General features: G+C 72.2%; 18 protein-coding genes and 1 riboswitch. Of the genes, 10 read left to right on the forward strand and 8 right to left on the reverse strand.

What is annotated here, in order from left to right:
* Position 1 precedes the first annotated feature (1 nt).
* Positions 2 to 1,000 carry a 2-hydroxyacid dehydrogenase gene (locus tag KME66_RS26330; protein WP_073217945.1) on the forward strand — a complete coding sequence of 333 codons (999 nt, stop codon included), beginning with the start codon at positions 2 to 4 and terminating at the stop codon, positions 998 to 1,000.
* 47 nt (positions 1,001 to 1,047) lie between these two features.
* Here KME66_RS26330 and KME66_RS26335 read toward each other — a convergent pair whose 3' ends face one another.
* Positions 1,048 to 2,997: an anthranilate synthase family protein gene (locus tag KME66_RS26335; protein WP_216326706.1), complete on the reverse strand. Its 1,950-nt coding sequence runs from the start codon at positions 2,995 to 2,997 to the stop codon at positions 1,048 to 1,050.
* Positions 2,998 to 3,131: 134 nt separating this feature from the next.
* Positions 3,132 to 3,200: a trp operon leader peptide gene (locus tag KME66_RS34605; RefSeq protein WP_216329639.1), complete on the reverse strand. Its 69-nt coding sequence runs from the start codon at positions 3,198 to 3,200 to the stop codon at positions 3,132 to 3,134.
* A gap of 102 nt (positions 3,201 to 3,302) precedes the next feature.
* Between KME66_RS34605 and KME66_RS26345 the strand changes: the two genes are divergently transcribed.
* Both KME66_RS26345 and KME66_RS26350 read left to right on the forward strand, forming a co-directional pair.
* Positions 3,303 to 4,649 (forward strand): class II 3-deoxy-7-phosphoheptulonate synthase, encoded by a 1,347-nt coding sequence (locus KME66_RS26345; protein WP_073218787.1) that lies wholly within the window; start codon positions 3,303 to 3,305, stop codon positions 4,647 to 4,649.
* Positions 4,650 to 4,812: 163 nt separating this feature from the next.
* Positions 4,813 to 5,055, forward strand: coding sequence for a bacterioferritin-associated ferredoxin (locus KME66_RS26350; RefSeq protein ID WP_216329641.1), 243 nt, complete (start codon positions 4,813 to 4,815; stop codon positions 5,053 to 5,055).
* Positions 5,056 to 5,107: 52 nt separating this feature from the next.
* Here KME66_RS26350 and bfr read toward each other — a convergent pair whose 3' ends face one another.
* Positions 5,108 to 5,587: a bacterioferritin gene (gene bfr, locus KME66_RS26355; RefSeq protein ID WP_030117819.1), complete on the reverse strand. Its 480-nt coding sequence runs from the start codon at positions 5,585 to 5,587 to the stop codon at positions 5,108 to 5,110.
* Positions 5,588 to 5,745: 158 nt separating this feature from the next.
* On the opposite strand from bfr, the gene KME66_RS26360 reads away from it, so the two are divergent.
* Positions 5,746 to 6,378 carry a sulfite oxidase-like oxidoreductase gene (locus KME66_RS26360; RefSeq protein WP_073217935.1) on the forward strand — a complete coding sequence of 211 codons (633 nt, stop codon included), beginning with the start codon at positions 5,746 to 5,748 and terminating at the stop codon, positions 6,376 to 6,378.
* Between the two features lie 6 nt (positions 6,379 to 6,384).
* Here the strand turns inward: KME66_RS26360 and KME66_RS26365 are convergent, their stop codons facing one another.
* The 5 genes from KME66_RS26365 to thiO form a co-directional block, all read right to left on the reverse strand.
* Entirely contained in the window at positions 6,385 to 7,278 is an 894-nt protein-coding gene (locus KME66_RS26365; RefSeq protein WP_073217931.1) for a deoxyribonuclease IV, read from the reverse strand.
* Positions 7,279 to 7,284: 6 nt separating this feature from the next.
* Positions 7,285 to 9,219 carry a Stk1 family PASTA domain-containing Ser/Thr kinase gene (gene pknB / locus KME66_RS26370; protein ID WP_216326709.1) on the reverse strand — a complete coding sequence of 645 codons (1,935 nt, stop codon included), beginning with the start codon at positions 9,217 to 9,219 and terminating at the stop codon, positions 7,285 to 7,287.
* A 225-nt stretch (positions 9,220 to 9,444) separates the two neighbouring features.
* Positions 9,445 to 10,239: a thiazole synthase gene (locus KME66_RS26375; protein WP_216326712.1), complete on the reverse strand. Its 795-nt coding sequence runs from the start codon at positions 10,237 to 10,239 to the stop codon at positions 9,445 to 9,447.
* Positions 10,240 to 10,241: 2 nt separating this feature from the next.
* Complete coding sequence (thiS, locus tag KME66_RS26380) at positions 10,242 to 10,520, reverse strand: sulfur carrier protein ThiS (protein ID WP_253208487.1); 279 nt, start codon at positions 10,518 to 10,520, stop codon at positions 10,242 to 10,244.
* Positions 10,517 to 11,725: a glycine oxidase ThiO gene (gene thiO, locus KME66_RS26385; protein ID WP_216326715.1), complete on the reverse strand. Its 1,209-nt coding sequence runs from the start codon at positions 11,723 to 11,725 to the stop codon at positions 10,517 to 10,519. Before thiO ends, thiS begins: the two co-directional genes overlap by 4 nt.
* Positions 11,723 to 11,835: riboswitch (TPP riboswitch) on the reverse strand. It overlaps the preceding gene by 3 nt.
* A gap of 52 nt (positions 11,836 to 11,887) precedes the next feature.
* On the opposite strand from thiO, the gene KME66_RS26390 reads away from it, so the two are divergent.
* From KME66_RS26390 to KME66_RS26415, 6 genes are all read left to right on the forward strand, one after another.
* Positions 11,888 to 12,229, forward strand: coding sequence for a hypothetical protein (locus tag KME66_RS26390; protein WP_073217919.1), 342 nt, complete (start codon positions 11,888 to 11,890; stop codon positions 12,227 to 12,229).
* Positions 12,230 to 12,347: 118 nt separating this feature from the next.
* The gene (locus tag KME66_RS26395; RefSeq protein ID WP_253208621.1) at positions 12,348 to 13,523 is read left to right on the forward strand and encodes an NAD(P)/FAD-dependent oxidoreductase; all 1,176 of its coding nucleotides are present in this window, start codon (positions 12,348 to 12,350) and stop codon (positions 13,521 to 13,523) included.
* 82 nt (positions 13,524 to 13,605) lie between these two features.
* On the forward strand, positions 13,606 to 13,971 hold the full coding sequence (locus tag KME66_RS26400) for an Rv2175c family DNA-binding protein (protein ID WP_073217912.1): 366 nt from the start codon (positions 13,606 to 13,608) through the stop codon (positions 13,969 to 13,971).
* A 105-nt stretch (positions 13,972 to 14,076) separates the two neighbouring features.
* Positions 14,077 to 14,727 carry a thiamine phosphate synthase gene (thiE, locus tag KME66_RS26405; RefSeq protein WP_216326720.1) on the forward strand — a complete coding sequence of 217 codons (651 nt, stop codon included), beginning with the start codon at positions 14,077 to 14,079 and terminating at the stop codon, positions 14,725 to 14,727.
* A 161-nt stretch (positions 14,728 to 14,888) separates the two neighbouring features.
* The gene (metF, locus tag KME66_RS26410) at positions 14,889 to 15,806 is read left to right on the forward strand and encodes a methylenetetrahydrofolate reductase [NAD(P)H] (protein WP_073217905.1); all 918 of its coding nucleotides are present in this window, start codon (positions 14,889 to 14,891) and stop codon (positions 15,804 to 15,806) included.
* 49 nt (positions 15,807 to 15,855) lie between these two features.
* The gene (locus KME66_RS26415; RefSeq protein ID WP_216326723.1) at positions 15,856 to 16,779 is read left to right on the forward strand and encodes a hypothetical protein; all 924 of its coding nucleotides are present in this window, start codon (positions 15,856 to 15,858) and stop codon (positions 16,777 to 16,779) included.
* Positions 16,780 to 16,811: the final 32 nt, after the last annotated feature.

The raw sequence follows: 16,811 nt of genomic DNA on the forward strand, positions 1-16,811 counted from the left end.
TGTGGAAATCCTGGCCTTCGGTGTGCAGTCCGACGAGAAGCCCCTGATCGAGAAGGCCTTCGAGGGGTTGCACGAGGTCCGCTGCCTGGACGTCTTCCTCACCCGGGACACCGCCCCGATCGCGGCCGGCCACGAGATCATCTCCACCAGCGTCAACGCCGACCTGAGCGCCCCGGTACTCCAGACGCTCGCCGCGGGCGGCACGCAGATGATCGCCCAGCGCTCCACCGGCTTCAACAACATCGACCTGGAGGTCGCCGAGCGGCTCGCCCTGCGCGTCGCCCGGGTCTCGTACTACTCGCCGTACTCGGTCGCCGAATTCGCCTGGACGCTCGCCATGGCCGTCAACCGGCGCATCATCCGGGCCGCGAGCCGCACCCGGGACTTCGACTTCCGCCTCGACGGGCTGCTCGGCCGGGACATGCGCGGCCGGACCGTCGGCGTGCTCGGCACCGGCAAGATCGGCGAGGCGTTCACCCGGATCGCCCACGGCTTCGGCATGAAGCTGCTCGGCTGGGACGTCGTGGAGAACCCGGCCTGCGTCGAGCTGGGCATGGAGTACGTGGAGAAGGAGCGGCTGTTCGCCGAGGCGGACCTGATCAGCCTGCACGTACCGCTGCTGCCCGCCACCGAGCACCTCGTCGACGAGGCCGCCCTCCGGGCGATGAAGGACGACGCGATCCTCGTCAACTCCAGCCGCGGCGGCCTCATCGACTCGGCCGCCCTGGTCACCGAACTGCGCGCGGGCCGTTTCCTCGGCGTCGGGCTCGACGTGTACGAGGCGGAGGCCGGGCTGTTCTTCCTCGACAAGTCCCTGGAGGGCATCGACGACGACACCCTCGCCCGGCTGGTGACCTTCCCCAACGTCATCGTCACCTCCCACCAGGCGTACTACACCGAGGACGCGGTGGGCCAGATCATCGACGCGACCGTCCGGAACGTCGCCGACCACCTGGCCCGCCGCCGCAGCGAGAACGTCCTCGTGCCGAGGAACGCCTAGGGCCAGACGCCGCGCGGCAGGCGGCAGTTCGACGACAGGCCCTGGGCTCAGCGCGGCACGGGCAGCCCCGCCAGCAGCTCCGTCACGATCGCCGCGCCCCGCACGGTCAGCACCGACTCCGGGTGGAACTGCACCGAGGCGAAGCCCGGCCCGCGCAGCGCGTGCAGTTCCCCGCTCGCCTCGTCCCGGCTCACCTCGATCCCGTGCGCCGCCAGCTCGGCGGCGGCCGGGTCGTCGCACCGGGCGGTGAAGCTGTTGTAGAAGCCCACCGTCTCCGGCCGCCCGAACAGCTCGATCCTGGTCTGCGCCCCCTGGTACGGCACCGCCTTGCGGACGATCTCCAGACCCAGCTCCGCCGCGATCAGCTCATGCCCCAGGCAGACCCCGAGCAGCCCGTGCCGATGGTCCCGCACCAGCCCGGCGGCGATCTCCCGCAGCAGCCGCATCTTGGGGTCGCCCAGGTCGCCCGGATCTCCCGGTCCGGGGCCCAGCACCACGGGCCCCTCGTGGGCCCGGACCACCGCGCGCAGCCCCGGCTCGTCGTACCGGCGCACCGAGACCTCGAGACCGGACGCCCGCAGCAGATGGGCCAGCATCGCGGTGAACGTGTCCTCGCCGTCCACCACCAGCGCGTGGCCGGACAGCTCCCGGACACGTTCCTGCATCCGCAGCCAGAACGGGGCGAGCCCCCCGCGCCGGTCGTCCAGCGCCGCCTGCACCCGGGGGTCGGAGGCGAGCCGCGGTCGGTCCGCCTCCGCCGCCGGGCGGCCCGGCCGCACACCCAGCGCGGCCAGGACCCCGGCCGCCTTGGCGTGCGTCTCGGCGACCTCGCCCTCCGGGTCCGAGTGGCGCACGAGCGTGGCCCCGACCGGCACCCTCAGCGAACCGTCGGGGGCGATGTCGGCGGTACGGATCAGGATCGGCGAGTCCAGCGTCTGCGCCCCGTTCGCGTCCCGGCCCAGCAGGGCCAGCGCCCCCGCGTAGTAGCCGCGGCCCCCGGCCTCGTACCGCTCGATCACCCGGCACGCGTTCTGCACCGGGGAGCCCGTCACGGTCGCCGCGAACATCGTCTCGCGCAGCACGTCCCGCACATCCAGGGAGGACCTCCCGCGCAGTTCGTACTCGGTGTGCGCGAGGTGGGCCATCTCCTTGAGCCGGGGCCCGACGACCACCCCGCCCATGTCGCCCACCGTGCACATCATCTTCAGCTCCTCGTCGACCACCATGGACAGCTCCTCGCTCTCCTTGCGGTCCGCGAGGAACGCCAGCAGGCTCTCCGGGGTGGGCCCCTCGGCCGGGTAGCGGTACGTCCCGCTGATCGGGTTCATCACGACCGTCCCGCCGGACATCCGGACATGCACCTCGGGGCTCGCGCCCACCAGCACCCGCCCGCCCGTCGCCCGCCGCCGCCCCGAGACGGAGGGCCCTTCGGGCCCGCTGCCGCCTGTGTGCACCACGAACGTCCAGTACGCGCCCCGCTCGCCCGCCAGCAGTCGCCGGAACAGCGCCAGCGCGTCCGCCCGCCCGAACCCGGGGATCTCGCCCCGGAACGTCCGCCGGATGACGAAGTTCGCGCCCTCGCCCTGCCCGATCTCGTCCCGGATCACCCTGCGCACGACGTCCGCGTACTCCTCGTCGGGCACGTCGAAGCCGTGGTCCGTCACGGTCACGTCATGCGCGGGCAGCGCCGCCAGCACCTCCGCGAGCCCCAGCTCGTACGACTCGTCGGCGACCAGCACGCTCAGCGGGGTGCCGTCGTCGCGGACGTCGAAGCCGCGCTCGGCGATCTGCCGGAACGGCACCAGGGCCAGCGCGGGCGACGCGCCCACCGGCAGATCGGCCAGTCGGTCCACCTCCCGCACCCCACCGATCAGCAGTTCGACGTGATCGTGGTCACGCCCGGGAGTGCGGCGGCGCAGCAGGGCGAACGGCGGGGCGTCCTCGGCGAGCAGTCGGCCGATGAGGGCGGAGGCGGATCGGGGCGAGGTCTGGGACATGGGAGCACATTCCTTCCGGACGGTCCGTACGGGGGCCACGCGGGACCCGACGGGGTTCACAGGGAGAGGAACGGCTCCTGGACACGGAAAAGGCCGCCCCTCGGGCGGCCTTCGCGACGTGTCGACGCGATGAGTCAGCGGGCCGCCGGATGAGCGGTCCACCACCAGTTCTGGATCGAGATCCGGATCGGTTGCGTCGACATGCCCCGACCCTAGCGGACGATCCGGGCGCCGAAGGGGGTGTCTCACCTGTTGAGCGTTCGGATGGACGCCCCCGGGGACCCCGTAATGTTGTACACGTGACCGTGAACGCCAATACCTCCGTCGCCGGTGGCAACACCTGGCGAGACCTTCCCGCGGCGCAGCAGCCCGAGTACCCCGACTCCGAGGCGCTGCGCGATGTACTCGCGGACCTCGCGTCGTATCCGCCGCTCGTCTTCGCGGGCGAGTGCGACCAGCTGCGCGCCCGTCTGGGAGCCGTCGCCAAGGGCGAGGCGTTCCTGCTGCAGGGCGGCGACTGCGCCGAGGCCTTCGACGCCGTGTCCGCCGAGCACATCCGGGCCAAGCTGAAGACGCTGCTCCAGATGAGCGCCGTCCTGACCTACGCCGCCTCCGTGCCGGTCGTCAAGGTCGGCCGGATCGCGGGCCAGTACTCCAAGCCGCGCTCCAAGTCGACCGAGACCCGCGACGGCGTGACCCTGCCGACCTACCGCGGCGACTCGGTGAACGGCTTCGCCTTCACCGAGGAGGCCCGGGTCCCGGACCCGCAGCGGCTGAAGCAGATGTACCACGCGTCCTCCTCCACGCTGAACCTGGTGCGCGCCTTCACCACCGGCGGTTACGCCGACCTGCGCCAGGTCCACGCCTGGAACCAGGACTTCGTGAAGTCGTCCCCCGCCGGCCAGCGCTACGAGGCCCTGGCCCGCGAGATCGACAACGCGCTCAACTTCATGAAGGCGTGCGGCACCGACCCGGCCGAGTTCAAGGCGGTCGAGTTCTACGCCTCGCACGAGGCGCTGCTGCTGGACTACGAGACGGCGCTGACCCGCACCGACTCGCGCACGGGCCGGCTGTACGACACCTCCGGCCACATGGTCTGGATCGGTGAGCGCACCCGCCAGATGGACGGGGCGCACATCGAGTTCGCCTCGAAGGTCAGCAACCCCATCGGCATCAAGCTCGGCCCGACGACCACCGTCGACGAGGCGCTCGGCTACATCGACCGCCTCGACCCCGAGCGCGAGCCCGGCCGGCTGACCTTCATCGTCCGTATGGGCGCCGACAAGGTCCGCGACAAGCTCCCCGAGCTGGTCGAGAAGGTCACCGCCTCCGGTGCGACCGTCGCCTGGGTGACCGACCCCATGCACGGCAACACCTTCGAGGCCGCGTCCGGCCACAAGACGCGCCGGTTCGACGACGTCCTGGACGAGGTCAAGGGCTTCTTCGAGGTCCACAAGGGCCTCGGCACCCACCCGGGCGGCATCCACGTGGAGCTGACCGGCGACGATGTCACCGAGTGCGTGGGCGGCGGCCACGAGATCTTCGTGGACGACCTCCACCAGCGCTACGAGACGGCCTGCGACCCCCGGCTCAACCGCAGCCAGTCGCTCGACCTGGCCTTCCTCGTCGCCGAGATGTACCGCGACCAGTAGGAGTCCTCGCCGGACACACCTGTGGGGCACGGATCCATGTGATCCGTGCCCCACAGTCGTCCCCCGGGCTTTTGCGCCACCCGGGGGACGGGTAAGGTTAGGTTAGCCTCACCGACGAAGAGCGGGACGGCGCCAGCGACCGACCCGCAGGGAGGTGAACCGCATGTACGTCTGCTCCTGCTTCGGGATCACCGAGGCCCAGGTCAAGAAGCATGCGGACGCCGGTGCCTGCACCCCCCGGCAGATCGCGTCGGCCTGCAAGGCCGGCACGGACTGCGGAGGTTGTGTGCGCCGCATCCAGGCTCTGCTGGGACGCGGCGACTGCCCGCGCCGCGAGCTGCTCGACCAGCGGCAGGAACCGGTGATCGCCTCCACCACCCGCCCGGTCCTCTCCGACGCCGCCTGAGTCGTCCGACGCCGCCTTAGTCGTCCGGCGCCGCCCGAGCGGCCGGTCGCGGTCAGCTCTCCGGCTGCTCGATCAGCTGGGCGATGTAGAGCGGCTCGCCGAGCTTCTCCACCAGCTCCAGCTGGGTGTCGAGATAGTCGATGTGGTGCTCCTCGTCCTCCAGGATCGACTCGAAGATGTTCGCGGAGGTGATGTCGCCCTTGGCGCGCATCACTTCGATGCCGCGCTTGAGGCGGTCGATCGCCTCCACCTCGACCTGGCGGTCCGCCTGGAACATCTCGGTCACCGTCTGGCCCACCCGGACATGGAACAGCCGCTGGTAGTTCGGCAGTCCGTCCAGGAACAGGATCCGGTCGGTGAGGATCTCGGCGTGCTTCATCTCGTCGAAGGACTCGGCCCGGGTGTACTTGGCGAGCTTGGTCCAGCCGAAGTTCTCCTGCATCTTGGCGTGCAGGAAGTACTGGTTGATCGCAGTCAGTTCGGCGGTCAGCTGCTCATTGAGAAACTCAAGGACCTCGGGGTCGCCCTGCATGGCAAAGGCTCCTTCCAACCGGTGATCGATCTGGCAAGTTGGCCAGATCCTCGCACCGCGCTCAGCGGCCGTCCAGTAAGTGCAGGCTTAGTACGAGTTGCCCCGGTGAAGACCCTCCCCGGTCATGACCACCCCTGCCTGTCTGTCACCATGGAGGCATGGGTCAGCCGGAGAACCGGGAGAATCGCGGAGCAGCGCAGTCGGAGCTTCCACCAGGACAGCGACTGCAGCGCGGATGGCCGGTCACCCATTACGGGCCCGTTCCCAAGTTCAAGCCCGAACGCTGGGAGTTCCGGGTCTTCGGGGCCACCGCCGACGGCGACAAGCACTGCTGGAGCCACCAGGACTTCTCGGCGCTGCCGTTCTCCTCCGTGGTGGCCGATCTGCACTGCGTGACGAAGTTCAGCATGCTCGGCGCCGAATGGGGCGGCGTCCCCGCCCGCGCGATCCTCGATCTGGCACCGCCGGCCCCCGACGCCACGCATGTGATGGTCTGGGCCGAGTACGGCTTCTCCTCGAACCTGCGGCTGGCCGACTTCGCCTCCGAGCACACCCTCTTCGCCACCCACAAGGACGGCGAACTCCTCACCGCCGAGCACGGCTTCCCGCTCCGCCTCGTCGTCCCGCACCTGTACGCCTGGAAGGGCCCGAAATGGGTCCGGGGCATCGAGTACATGACGGCGGACCGGCGCGGATTCTGGGAGGAGCGGGGCTACCACAACATCGGCGACCCCTGGTCCGAGCAGCGCTACTCCTACCAGGAGGAGCCGGGCGACGGCCCGGAGCTGTAGAGGGCTCTACGCGCGGAGCGTCTTCCGGCCGCCGGGGCGGCTCCCGCGCAGCTCCTTGAGCCGCGCCACGTCCGCCGCGTGCCCCTCCTTGCCGCCGGGCGTCTCGATGATCAGCGGTACGCCCTCGGTCGCCGGATGGGCGAACAGCTCGGCGAACGGCTCAGCCCCGATGTGACCGGCGCCGATGTTCTCGTGCCGGTCCTTGTGGGCGCCCACGACGTCCTTGGAGTCGTTGGCGTGGATCAGCTTCAGCCGTCCCTCGCCGACCGTCTCCACCAGCAGGTCCAGCGTCTGCCGCATCCCCGTCGGACCGGTCAGGTCGTGCCCGGCGGCGTAGATGTGGCAGGTGTCCAGACAGATGCCCAGCTTCGGGTGGGAGTCCAGCGCTTCGAAGTACGGTCCGAAGTCCCAGGTCCGGGAGCAGAGCGAGAATCCCTGGCCGGCCGTCGACTCCAGCAGCAGATCCGGATCGTCGTCCCGGGTCAGCTCGTCCAGCAACGGCCGCATGTGCTCCCGCACCTGGGCCAGCGCCGCGTCGCGCGGCCGGCCGCCGGTCGCCGAACCGGTGTGCACCACCACGCCCAGCGCGCCGATCTCCCGGGCCCGCCGCAGCGAGTGCCGCAGCGACTGGACCGACTTCTCCACCGTCGCCCCGGTGTGCGAGCCGAAGTTGATCAGATACGGGGCGTGCACGTACGCGGGGATCGAGGCCGCCGCGCACTCCGCGCGGAACAGCTCGTCCTGCGCCGGGTTCCCGGCGGGCGTCGCCCAGCCGCGCGGGTTCGCCACGAAGACCTGCACGGTCTCCGCCGCCAGCTCGCGCGCGTACTCCAGGCCGACCTTGGCGAGGCCGCCGGCCACCGGGACGTGCCCGCCCACCGGGTTCCGCAGAACGTCCATCAGGTGTCAGAACCCCTTGGTCTTGATGGTGATGGTGGAGCCCTCGGGGGCCTGTTCGCCGCCGTCCACGGACTGACTCGCGATCGTGTCGCTGAAGGAGAGGAACGGCCGGTCGACCTCGACCTCGAAGCCCGCCTCCTCCAGGGTGCTCCGCGCCTCGTCGACGTCCCGGCCGGTGACGTCGGGGACGTCCACCATCCGGGGGCCCTTGGAGAGGGTCAGCTGGATCGTGTCGCCCTCGGCGGCCTCGGTCCCCTCGCCGGGGGACTGCTCGGTCACCTCGCCCGCGGCCTCGGGGGAGTGGACCCGGCCGGGCAGCACCTCGGCCTTCAGCCCCTCGGCCTCCAGCTCGGCGGTGGCCTCCTCGGCGGAGAGCCCGGTGACGTCCGGGACGTCGACCGGGGCGCCCTTGCTGACGACGAGTGCCACGGCCGTGTCCGGACGGCGGTCGGTGCCGGCGCGGGGATCCGTGCCGATCACCTCGCCGCGGGCCACGTCCTCGCTGAACTCCCTGGTCACCATCCCCGGGACCAGGCCCACCTTCTTCAGGGCGCGCCGGGCGTCCGCGAGGGAGGCGCCGGCCACATCGGGCACCCGGACGATCTCCGGGCCCCGCGACACGACGAGCCGCACCGAGCCGTTGCCACGGATCCGGTCGCCGGAGGCGGGGGCGCTGCTGACGACCTCACCCCGCTCGACCGTGTCGCTGAAGACCCGGTCCACGCCCTTCAGCCCGAGCCCGGCGTCCGCGAGCCGCTGCTCGGCGGCCTGCTGGGTCTGCCCGAGCAGCGAGGGGACCTGGGTGAACTGTCCGGAGTTGATGTACCAGACGCCCGTGCCGATCCCCAGGGCCAGCAGAACGGCGGTGAGCGCGATGATCAGCTTGCGGTGCGGGCCGCCGAACGGACCCCGCCGGCCGGCCCGGCGCCGGTGCGGAGCGGCGGGCTCCGGCGGGGGCGTCGCCAGGCGGCTGGTGCGGTGCACCCCGTCCCCGTCGCCGTCCTCCACGAGGGCCCGGGGGATCACGCTCGTACGGTCGTCGGCGCCGTCGCGGGAGTCCGACAGCGCCTGCGGCGGTACGGCGTCCAGCTCGGCGTCGGTCAGCCCGGCGCGCGCCTCACGGGTCTCGGCCAGCAGCAGCACCGCGTCGTGCGGGCGCACCTCGGGGTTGCGGGCGGTCGCGCTCGCCACCAGGGAGTCCAGCGCGACCGGGAGCCCCGGGACGGCGGCGGACGGGGCCGGGACGTCGGAGTTGAGGTGCTGGTAGATGACCTGGGCGGCGTTCTCGCCGGTGTGCGGCTTGGCGCCGGTCAGTATCTCGTACAGCACGACCCCGCAGGCGTACACGTCGCTGCGGGTGTCGGCGGTGCCGTGCTCGATCTGCTCGGGCGCCAGGTACGACACCGTGCCCAGCAGCGAGCCGGTGGTGTCGGTGGCCGTGCCGACCGCCCTGACCAGGCCGAAGTCGGCGACCTTCACCCGGCCGTCGTCCCCTATCAGCACGTTCTCCGGCTTCATGTCGCGGTGCACGAACCCGGCCCGGTGCGCGGCGCCGAGTGCGGCGAGGACCGGCTCCAGGATGTCCAGCGCGGCCCGGGGCTGGAGGGCCCCGCGCTCGCGCAGCACGTCGCGCAGGGTGCAGCCCGCCACGTACTCCATCGCCAGATAGACGTACGCGCCCTGAGCACCCTGGTCGAAGACCGCCACGACATTGGGGTGCGCCAGGCGGGCCACCGACTTGGCCTCCCGGATGAAGCGCTCGACGAACGAGACGTCGGTGGCGAGCGCCGGGTGCATCACCTTGAGGGCGAGCACCCGGTCCAGTCGGGTGTCCACGGCCCGGTAGACCGTGGCCATCCCGCCGACGGCGATGCGCGCCTCAATGCGATACCGGCCGTCGAGCAGCTGCCCGACGAGAGGGTCCTGGAGGGTCGTGTCCACCCCGAGAGTCTACGAGCCGCCACCAGCACCCCCGGCGGGCCGGGGCGCTCCCGGGGCCGTTCTGCAGCCGATCCGTGACAGGGACACGCTCCCCGGTCGCGCGCCCGGGGGCCCGGCGTGACGTGTGCCCGGGGTGGGGCGGGAGCCCGGGTGGCGTGTGCCGCGTGGGAGCTGGAGAGGCCAGGGCCCGGGGCCCGGGGCGGCGCCCCGGGCCCCTGCCGGCTCTCAGAACGCCGGGCGCTCCGGATCCAGCGCCGCCCGCCCGGCCACCGGGGACGAGGCCTCGGCGAAGTGGCGGCGCGGAATCCGGCCCGCCCGGTACGCGAGCCGCCCGCCCTCCACCGCGTGACGCATCGCACCCGCCATCAGCTCGGGCTCCTGGGCCCGGGTCACCGCCGATGCGAGCATCACGGCCGCGCACCCCAGCTCCATCGCCTGCGCCGCGTCCGAGGCGGTCCCGGCCCCGGCGTCGAGGATCACCGGCACCCCGGCCCGCTCCACGATCAGCTCGAAGTTGTGCGGGTTGCGGATGCCGAGCCCCGAGCCGATGGGGGAGCCGAGCGGCATGATCGCCGCGCATCCCACGTCCTCCAGCTTCCGGGCGAGCACCGGGTCGTCGTTGGTGTAGGGCAGCACCGTGAACCCGTCGTCGACCAGGATCTCCGCCGCGTCCAGCAGCTCGACCGGGTCGGGCAGCAGCGTCCGCTCGTCGGCCACCACCTCCAGCTTGACCCAGTTCGTGCCGAGCGCCTCCCGGGCCAGCCGGGCGGTCAGCACCGCCTCACCCGTGGTGAAGCAGCCCGCGGTGTTCGGCAGCACCTGGATGGAGAGCCGCTCCAGCACGGAGAGCACCGACCCCTGCACGGTCGGGTCCAGCCGGCGCATCGCGACCGTGGTCAGCTCGGTGCCCGACGCGATCAGCGAACGCTCCAGCACCTCCAGACTCGGGGCCCCGCCGGTGCCCATGATCAGCCGGGATCCGTACGTGGCCGGTCCCAGCGTGAAGACGTCGTCCGACATGGTCAGCCTCCCTGTACGGCTGTCAGGACCTCGACACGGTCGCCCTCGCCGAGTGTCGTGGCGGCCCACCGGCCGCGCGGGACGACGCTCTCGTTGACGGCCGCGGCGACGCCGGAGCGGGCCGGGGTCAGGGCGCCGACCAGGGCGCCCAGATCCGTCCCGGCGGGAACGGCACGCGCTTCCCCGTTCACCGAGACGGAGACGGTGGCCGTCGCGGTGGTCTGCGGTGCTGCCGCTCGCGGCGGGGCGGTGGCTTCCGGAGGAGTGGGCTGCTGGGTCATACGGGCTGCTCCTGGAGTGCGGGGGCGGCGGGTGCGAAGCGGCCGGGGGCGAAGGGGCGGGCCGGCTCCGGCAGCTCGCCGGTGGTGAGGGCGTCGGCCAGCGCGTCCCCGGTGACGGGAGTCAGCAGGACGCCGTTGCGGTGGTGACCCGTGGCGAGCAGGAGGCCGGGCAGGGCGGTCGGGCCGAGCAGCGGGGCGTTGTCGGGCGACGCGGGCCGCAGACCGGCCCGGGTCTCGGTGAGCGGCAGCTCGGTGATGCCCGGCACCAGCTCGTGGGCGTCGCGCAGCAGCTCGTACACCCCGCCGGCGGTGACCGTGGTGTCCCAGCCCATCTCCTCGCTGGTGGCGCCGACGACCAGCTCGCCGTTCTCGCGCGGGACGAGGTAGAGGTGGCCGCCCCGGACCACGGCGCGCACGGTGCGGCTGAGGAAGGGGGCGTACGCCGGGGGCACGGTGAGCCGCAGGACCTGGCCCTTGACCGGCCGGACCGGTGGGACGAGCTCCGGCGGTAGTCCCGCGAGCCGGCCGCTGAGGCTGCCCGCGGCCAGCACGACCTGACCGGCCGCGCACTCCGTGCCGTCCCCGAGCGACGCCCCGGTGGCGCGGCCCCGCTCGACGGTGAGCCGCTCGGCGGTCGTCCGGCGGAACCCGACCCCGGCCCGCTCGCACGCGGTCAAGAGTGCCGAGGCGAGCCGGCGCGGATCCACCTGGTGGTCGCCGTCGACCCGCAGGCCGCCGCGGACGCCCGGGGCCAGCATCGGTTCCAGGCGGCGGCACTCACGGCCGCTCAGCCACACCGACTCCAGCCCCGAACGCTCCTGGAGGGCGTGCAGTTCGCGCAGGTGCGCCCGGTCGTCGGAGTCCAGCGCCACGGCGAGCGTGCCGCAGCTCCGGAAACCGGTGTCCCGGCCGCTCGCCTCCTCCAGCTCCTCGACGAACGCCGGATAGCGGGCGGCAGAGGCCAGGTTGAGTCCGAGCAGCATCTGCTCGCCGTAGTGCAGTTCGGTGACGGCGGCGAGCATGCCCGCCGCGACCCGCGCGGCACCGCCGCCCGGTGCGGGATCGGCCACGGTGACCGTCAGTCCGCGCTGTGCGGCCCGCCACGCGGTGACCAGGCCGATGATGCCGCCCCCGATGACGAGGACGTCGGATCCTGGGGTTCCCGTTTCCCCCGAGGCTCCGTGGGTCTTCCCCGAGACGCGCATGAGTGTCCAGCCCCTCCCTTCGCCGGCATGACCCGGATCAGGTTCGTACGGTCGGAGGCCGTCCAGCCTCCCTCTCAGCCCGGTGCGTCCGGGCTCCCGCGAGTGTTCTACCGTGGCCACCCTAAACCCGACCGCCCACCGGCTCGCAGGGGAGCGCACATCATGGCCCGTTCGCTCGACGGACTCGTCCTCGCGCCCGTCGCCGACCAGGCCCCGGGCCAGGTCGGCACCCGCACCCGGTTCACGTACCACGAGCGGGATGGCCGGATCTGGGCCGAGTACACCGGCGGTGACGTCGTCCGCGGCCACCTGGTCGGCACCCGGGACGGGGACGCCCTGGACTTCCGCTACGTCCAGCTCAAGCAGGACGGAACGACCTCCGGCGGGCACTGCCTCTCCACCGTCGTCGATCTCGCGGACGGCCGGGTGAGGCTGGAGGAGCGCTGGGAATGGGAGTCCCAGGAGGGCGGCGGGACGAGCGTGGTGGAGGAAGTGGCCTCCTGAGGGCCCTCGTTCCGGCGGCCCTGTTCCTGACGCTTCGTCAGATGGTTAGGGTGGACGGGTGAGCGAGCAGCAGACGGAGAAGAGTCCGGTCCGGAACGTCGTGATCGTCGGGGCCGGCATGGCGGGGGTGCAGAGCGCCGTCGCCCTGCGCGAGGCGGGCTTCGCCGGTCCCGTCACCCTCATCGGGGCCGAGCCCCACCAGCCCTACGACCGGCCGCCGCTGTCCAAGGCCGTGCTGCTGGGCAAGGCCGAGGACTCCGCCTTCGACGTCGACTTCGAGGCGCTGGACATCACCCTGCGTCTCGGCCTGGACGTCACCGCCCTGCGCGCCGCCGACCATGTGCTGGACACCGCGGACGGGCCCGTCGGCTACGACGCCCTCATCCTCGCCACCGGCGCCGAACCCCTGACCCTGCCCGGCACCGAGGGTGTGCCCGGGGTCCATCTGCTGCGCACCCTCGACGACGCGGCCCGGCTGCGACCCGTCCTGGACCGGCGGCACGACGTGGTCGTCGTCGGGGCGGGCTGGATCGGCGCGGAGTTCGCCACCGCGGCCCGCTCCGCGGGCTGCGCCGTCACCGTCGTCGAGGCCGCGGCCCGCCCGCTCGCGGGCACCCTGCCCGCCGAGGTGGCCGCCCCGATGGCCGCCTGGTACGCCGAGAGCGGCGCCGAACTCCTCACCGGGGCCCGGGTCGAGCGCGTCACGGAGGGAGCCGTGCTCCTCGCCGACGGCCGCATCCTGCCCGCCGGGGCCGTGGTCGTCGGCATCGGCGCGCGCCCCGCCACCGCCTGGCTGACGGGTTCCGGGATCGCGCTCGGCCCGGACGGCTCGGTCACCGCCGACAGCGCCCTGCGCACCTCGCTGCCCGATGTGTACGCGGTCGGCGACTGCGCCTCCTTCCCCTCCGCCCGCTACGGCACCCGCCTGCTGGTCCACCACTGGGACAACGCCCTCCAGGGGCCGCGCACCGCCGCCGCCGCGATCATGGCGGCGGAGAGCGGCTTGCCGCTCCCGATCCACGACCCCGTCCCGTACTTCTGGTCCGAGCAGTTCGGCCGTTTCGTGCAGTACGCCGGCCACCACGCCGGCGCCGACACCCTGCTGTGGCGCGGTGACGGGGCGGACGCCACCTGGTCGGTGTGCTGGCTGCGCGAGGGCGCGCTGGCCGCCGTGCTCGCCGTGGGCCGCCCGCGCGATCTGGCCCAGGGCCGCAGGCTCATCGAGTCGGGGGCCGCCCTCGACCCGGAGAAGGTCGCCGACCCCGCCGTACCGCTGAAGTCCACCGCCCTCTGACCATCCCGGAGCCGCCGCCGACGCCCCCCGTACGGTCGGGCCCGGCTACCGGCTGTCAGTCCCAGGTGGCACGCTTGTCCCTGTGACCGAGATTGACGCAAAGACCGATGCTCTCGTCCCTGCCTGGCTCCACCTTCCCGACATCGCCGAGATGCTCGACATCGAGGTGACGCGCGTACGCCAGCTGGTCAAGGAGGGCCAGCTCATCGCCGTACGCCGTGGTGAGAACCGGACGCTCCAGGTGCCCGCCGCCTTCATCGACGGCAGCAAGGTGGTCAAGGGCCTCGCCGGCACCCTGACCCTCCTGAAGGACGACGGCTTCTCCGAGGAAGAGATGCTGGAGTGGCTCTTCACTCCCGACCCCACCCTGCCCGGCACCCCCGCGCAGGCGCTGAGCGAGAATCGCGGGACGGAGGTGAAGCGCCGCGCCCAGGCGCTCGCCGTCTGATCCGATACGACAGGAAGCGGTGCACGGGCCGTCCGACGCGGCCCGTGCACCGTCACGACCACGGGGGAAGTCCGTCCGCCGTGACGACCACGGGGGAGTTTCGCTATGTCCACGCCTCGCGAGCAGCTGTCCGACGCCCGGCTCTACCTGTGCACGGACGCCCGCAAGCGGCAGGGTGACCTCCCCGCCTTCCTCGATGCCGTGCTCACCTCCGGCGTCGACATCGTCCAGCTCCGGGACAAGGGCATGGAGGCCGCGGAGGAGCTGGAGCACCTCGCGGTGTTCGCCGACGCCTGCCGCCGGCACGGCAAGCTCCTCGCCGTGAACGACCGCGCCGATGTCGCCCACGCCATCGGCGCCGACGTCCTGCACCTCGGCCAGGGCGATCTGCCCGTCCCCGCCGCCCGCGCGATCATCGGCGCCGACCGGCTGATCGGTCGCTCCACGCACGCCGAGGCCGAGGTGGACGCCGCCGCCACCCAGGACGGCGTGGACTACTTCTGCACCGGCCCCTGCTGGCCCACCCCCACCAAGCCCGGCCGGCACGCCCCCGGCCTCGGCCTCGTGCGCCACGCCGCCTCCCTCGGCACACCGCGCCCGTGGTTCGCGATCGGCGGGATCGACGCGGGCAATCTGGACCAGGTGCTGGGCGCCGGAGCCCGCCGCGTCGTCGTCGTCCGGGCCATCACCGAGGCCGACGACCCGGCCGCCGCCAGTGCCGAGCTGGCCCGTCGCGTCCGGGCCCACGCGGTCTGAGTCCCGGGCCGCGAACGGCGGGCCACCGGGACTCCCACCCGGCGCCTTTTCGGGGGTCTGGGGCCGAGGAATGTCCGAGGAGTGGACAACAGTCCGACAAAACCAGACAAAGTTTCCCGCTCTGGTTGGGGGAGTGTCCACCCCTTGGTTAACCTCCCCTTATGGCCCTCGGAACAGCCTCCACCAGGACGGATCACGCGCGCACCGTGCGTGACATGCTGGCGACCGGCAAGACGTCCTACTCCTTCGAGTTCTGGGCTCCCAAGACGGAGAAAGGCGAGCGCAACCTCTGGAACGCGCTGCGCCGGGTCGAGGCGGTCCGCCCGAGCTTTGTCTCCGTGACGTACGGCGCCGGAGGCTCCACCCGCGCCGGGACGGTCAAGGCCACCCAGGAGATCGCGGCGGACTCCACCCTCACTCCCGTCGCCCACCTCACCGCGGTCAACCACTCGATCGCCGAACTGCGCAACATGATCGGCCAGTACGCCGACGCGGGCATCAGGAACATCCTCGCCGTGCGCGGCGACCCGCCGGGCGACCCGATGGGCGAGTGGGTGGAGCACCCGCAGGGGGTCAAGTACGCTGCCGACCTCGTCCGCCTCATCAAGGAATCGGGGGACTTCTGCGTTGGCGTCGCGGCATTTCCCGAAATGCACCCCCGGTCCACCGACTGGGAGACGGACATCGGTCATTTCGTGGACAAGTGCCGGGCGGGCGCGGATTACGCCATCACCCAGATGTTCTTCCGCCCGGAGGACTACCTCCGAATGCGTGACCGCGTGGTCGCTGCGGGTTGCGAAACGCCGGTGATTCCCGAGGTCATGCCCCTCACCAGCGTGAAGCAATGGGAAAAGTTCTCCCAGCTCAGCAACGCGACCGTGCCCGCGTCGTTGAAAGAGCGCATCCTCGCCGTCAAGGACGATCCGGCCGCTGTACGCTCCATTGGCATCGAGTTCGCAACGGAGTTCTGCGCGAAGCTGCTGTCCGAGGGTGTGCCCGGGCTGCACTTCATCACGCTCAACAACTCGACGGCGACGCTCGAGATCTACGAGAAACTCGGACTGCACAAGCAGTCGTGACCGGTCGTACCCGCCCCCGAAGCGGCGACGGCCGAAGGAGGGGGCGGGCGTGGGCTGGACGGTCCTCTACATCGCATTCGGCCTGGTGGCGCTGTGGCTGCTCGGTGAGGTGCTGCTGCAGTACAAGGCGCGACTGCGCTGGCGGCTGCTCGCCTTCGGCGGCTTCCTCGGCGTGGTGGTCGGTGTGCTGCTGGCCTCCGTCCCGGTCATCGTCGTCGGGACGCTCGCCTTCGCCACCGGCCAGACCTTCGTCACGCTGTCCTTCCGGCGCGGCTTCTCCACCGGCTGGGCCATCGGCGGCAGCCCGGGGGAGAGTCGTCGCCGCAGGCGCGGCGGGGGCGCGGCCGTGAAGGAACCCACGCTGGAGGTCTCCGGCCTGGAGGTCGCGGAGCCGGACGCCCCGGCCGGGTACGACCGGCCCTCCGCAGTCCCGACCGTCCACGAACCGCAGCCGCTCCCCGAGGACACCGGCCAGTACGGCGTGTACGGGGACACCGGTTACGACCGGGACGGCCACGCACACCAGGACCAGGGCCACGACGCCGACCCCTCGGACCTCCCGCAGCACACCGCGTACGACCCGTACACCGGCTACGACCAGCAGCCCGCCCAGGACCCCTACGCCGGGACGTACGACTACGGCACCGGCGAGCAGAACTACGCCGCCTACTCCGATCCGTACATCGGCACCACCAACGGATCCCCCTCCTACGGCTACGACGCCTACGGCGGCGGTGACGGCTACGACAGCCAGGGCGGGCAGCAGAGCTACGCCGACCCCTACGCCCAGAGCTACGGCGAGGACCCCTACGGCGCCGGGGCGTACTCCACCGACACCCCGCCCGGCGGTGTCTGGGTTCCGCAGCAGCGCGACACCGAGCCGTACTCCCCGACGCCACCGGAGCAGCCCACCGGGCCCGCCCCGTACGGCAACGGCTACGACACCGGTCAGAACGAGCAGTACCGCTACTGAACGCGCCGCCGGCCGGGGGCGGACCGGCGGCC

This window comes from Streptomyces sp. YPW6 (assembly GCF_018866325.1).
Lineage (GTDB): Bacteria > Actinomycetota > Actinomycetes > Streptomycetales > Streptomycetaceae > Streptomyces.

What these genes read in the sequence shown, in the direction of transcription:
- thiS (WP_253208487.1), bottom strand. Translation starts at nt 10,520, where the DNA reads ATGACCCAGCAGCCCACTCCTCCGGAAGCCACCGCCCCGCCGCGAGCG.
- KME66_RS26365 (WP_073217931.1), bottom strand. Translation starts at nt 7,278, where the DNA reads ATGGACGTTCTGCGGAACCCGGTGGGCGGGCACGTCCCGGTGGCCGGC.
- metF (WP_073217905.1), top strand. Translation starts at nt 14,889, where the DNA reads ATGGCCCTCGGAACAGCCTCCACCAGGACGGATCACGCGCGCACCGTG.
- bfr (WP_030117819.1), bottom strand. Translation starts at nt 5,587, where the DNA reads ATGCAGGGCGACCCCGAGGTCCTTGAGTTTCTCAATGAGCAGCTGACC.
- KME66_RS26335 (WP_216326706.1), bottom strand. Translation starts at nt 2,997, where the DNA reads ATGTCCCAGACCTCGCCCCGATCCGCCTCCGCCCTCATCGGCCGACTG.
- KME66_RS26350 (WP_216329641.1), top strand. Translation starts at nt 4,813, where the DNA reads ATGTACGTCTGCTCCTGCTTCGGGATCACCGAGGCCCAGGTCAAGAAG.
- KME66_RS26360 (WP_073217935.1), top strand. Translation starts at nt 5,746, where the DNA reads ATGGGTCAGCCGGAGAACCGGGAGAATCGCGGAGCAGCGCAGTCGGAG.
- thiE (WP_216326720.1), top strand. Translation starts at nt 14,077, where the DNA reads ATGTCCACGCCTCGCGAGCAGCTGTCCGACGCCCGGCTCTACCTGTGC.
- KME66_RS26395 (WP_253208621.1), top strand. Translation starts at nt 12,348, where the DNA reads ATGGCGGGGGTGCAGAGCGCCGTCGCCCTGCGCGAGGCGGGCTTCGCC.
- KME66_RS26390 (WP_073217919.1), top strand. Translation starts at nt 11,888, where the DNA reads ATGGCCCGTTCGCTCGACGGACTCGTCCTCGCGCCCGTCGCCGACCAG.
- KME66_RS26375 (WP_216326712.1), bottom strand. Translation starts at nt 10,239, where the DNA reads ATGTCGGACGACGTCTTCACGCTGGGACCGGCCACGTACGGATCCCGG.
- thiO (WP_216326715.1), bottom strand. Translation starts at nt 11,725, where the DNA reads ATGCGCGTCTCGGGGAAGACCCACGGAGCCTCGGGGGAAACGGGAACC.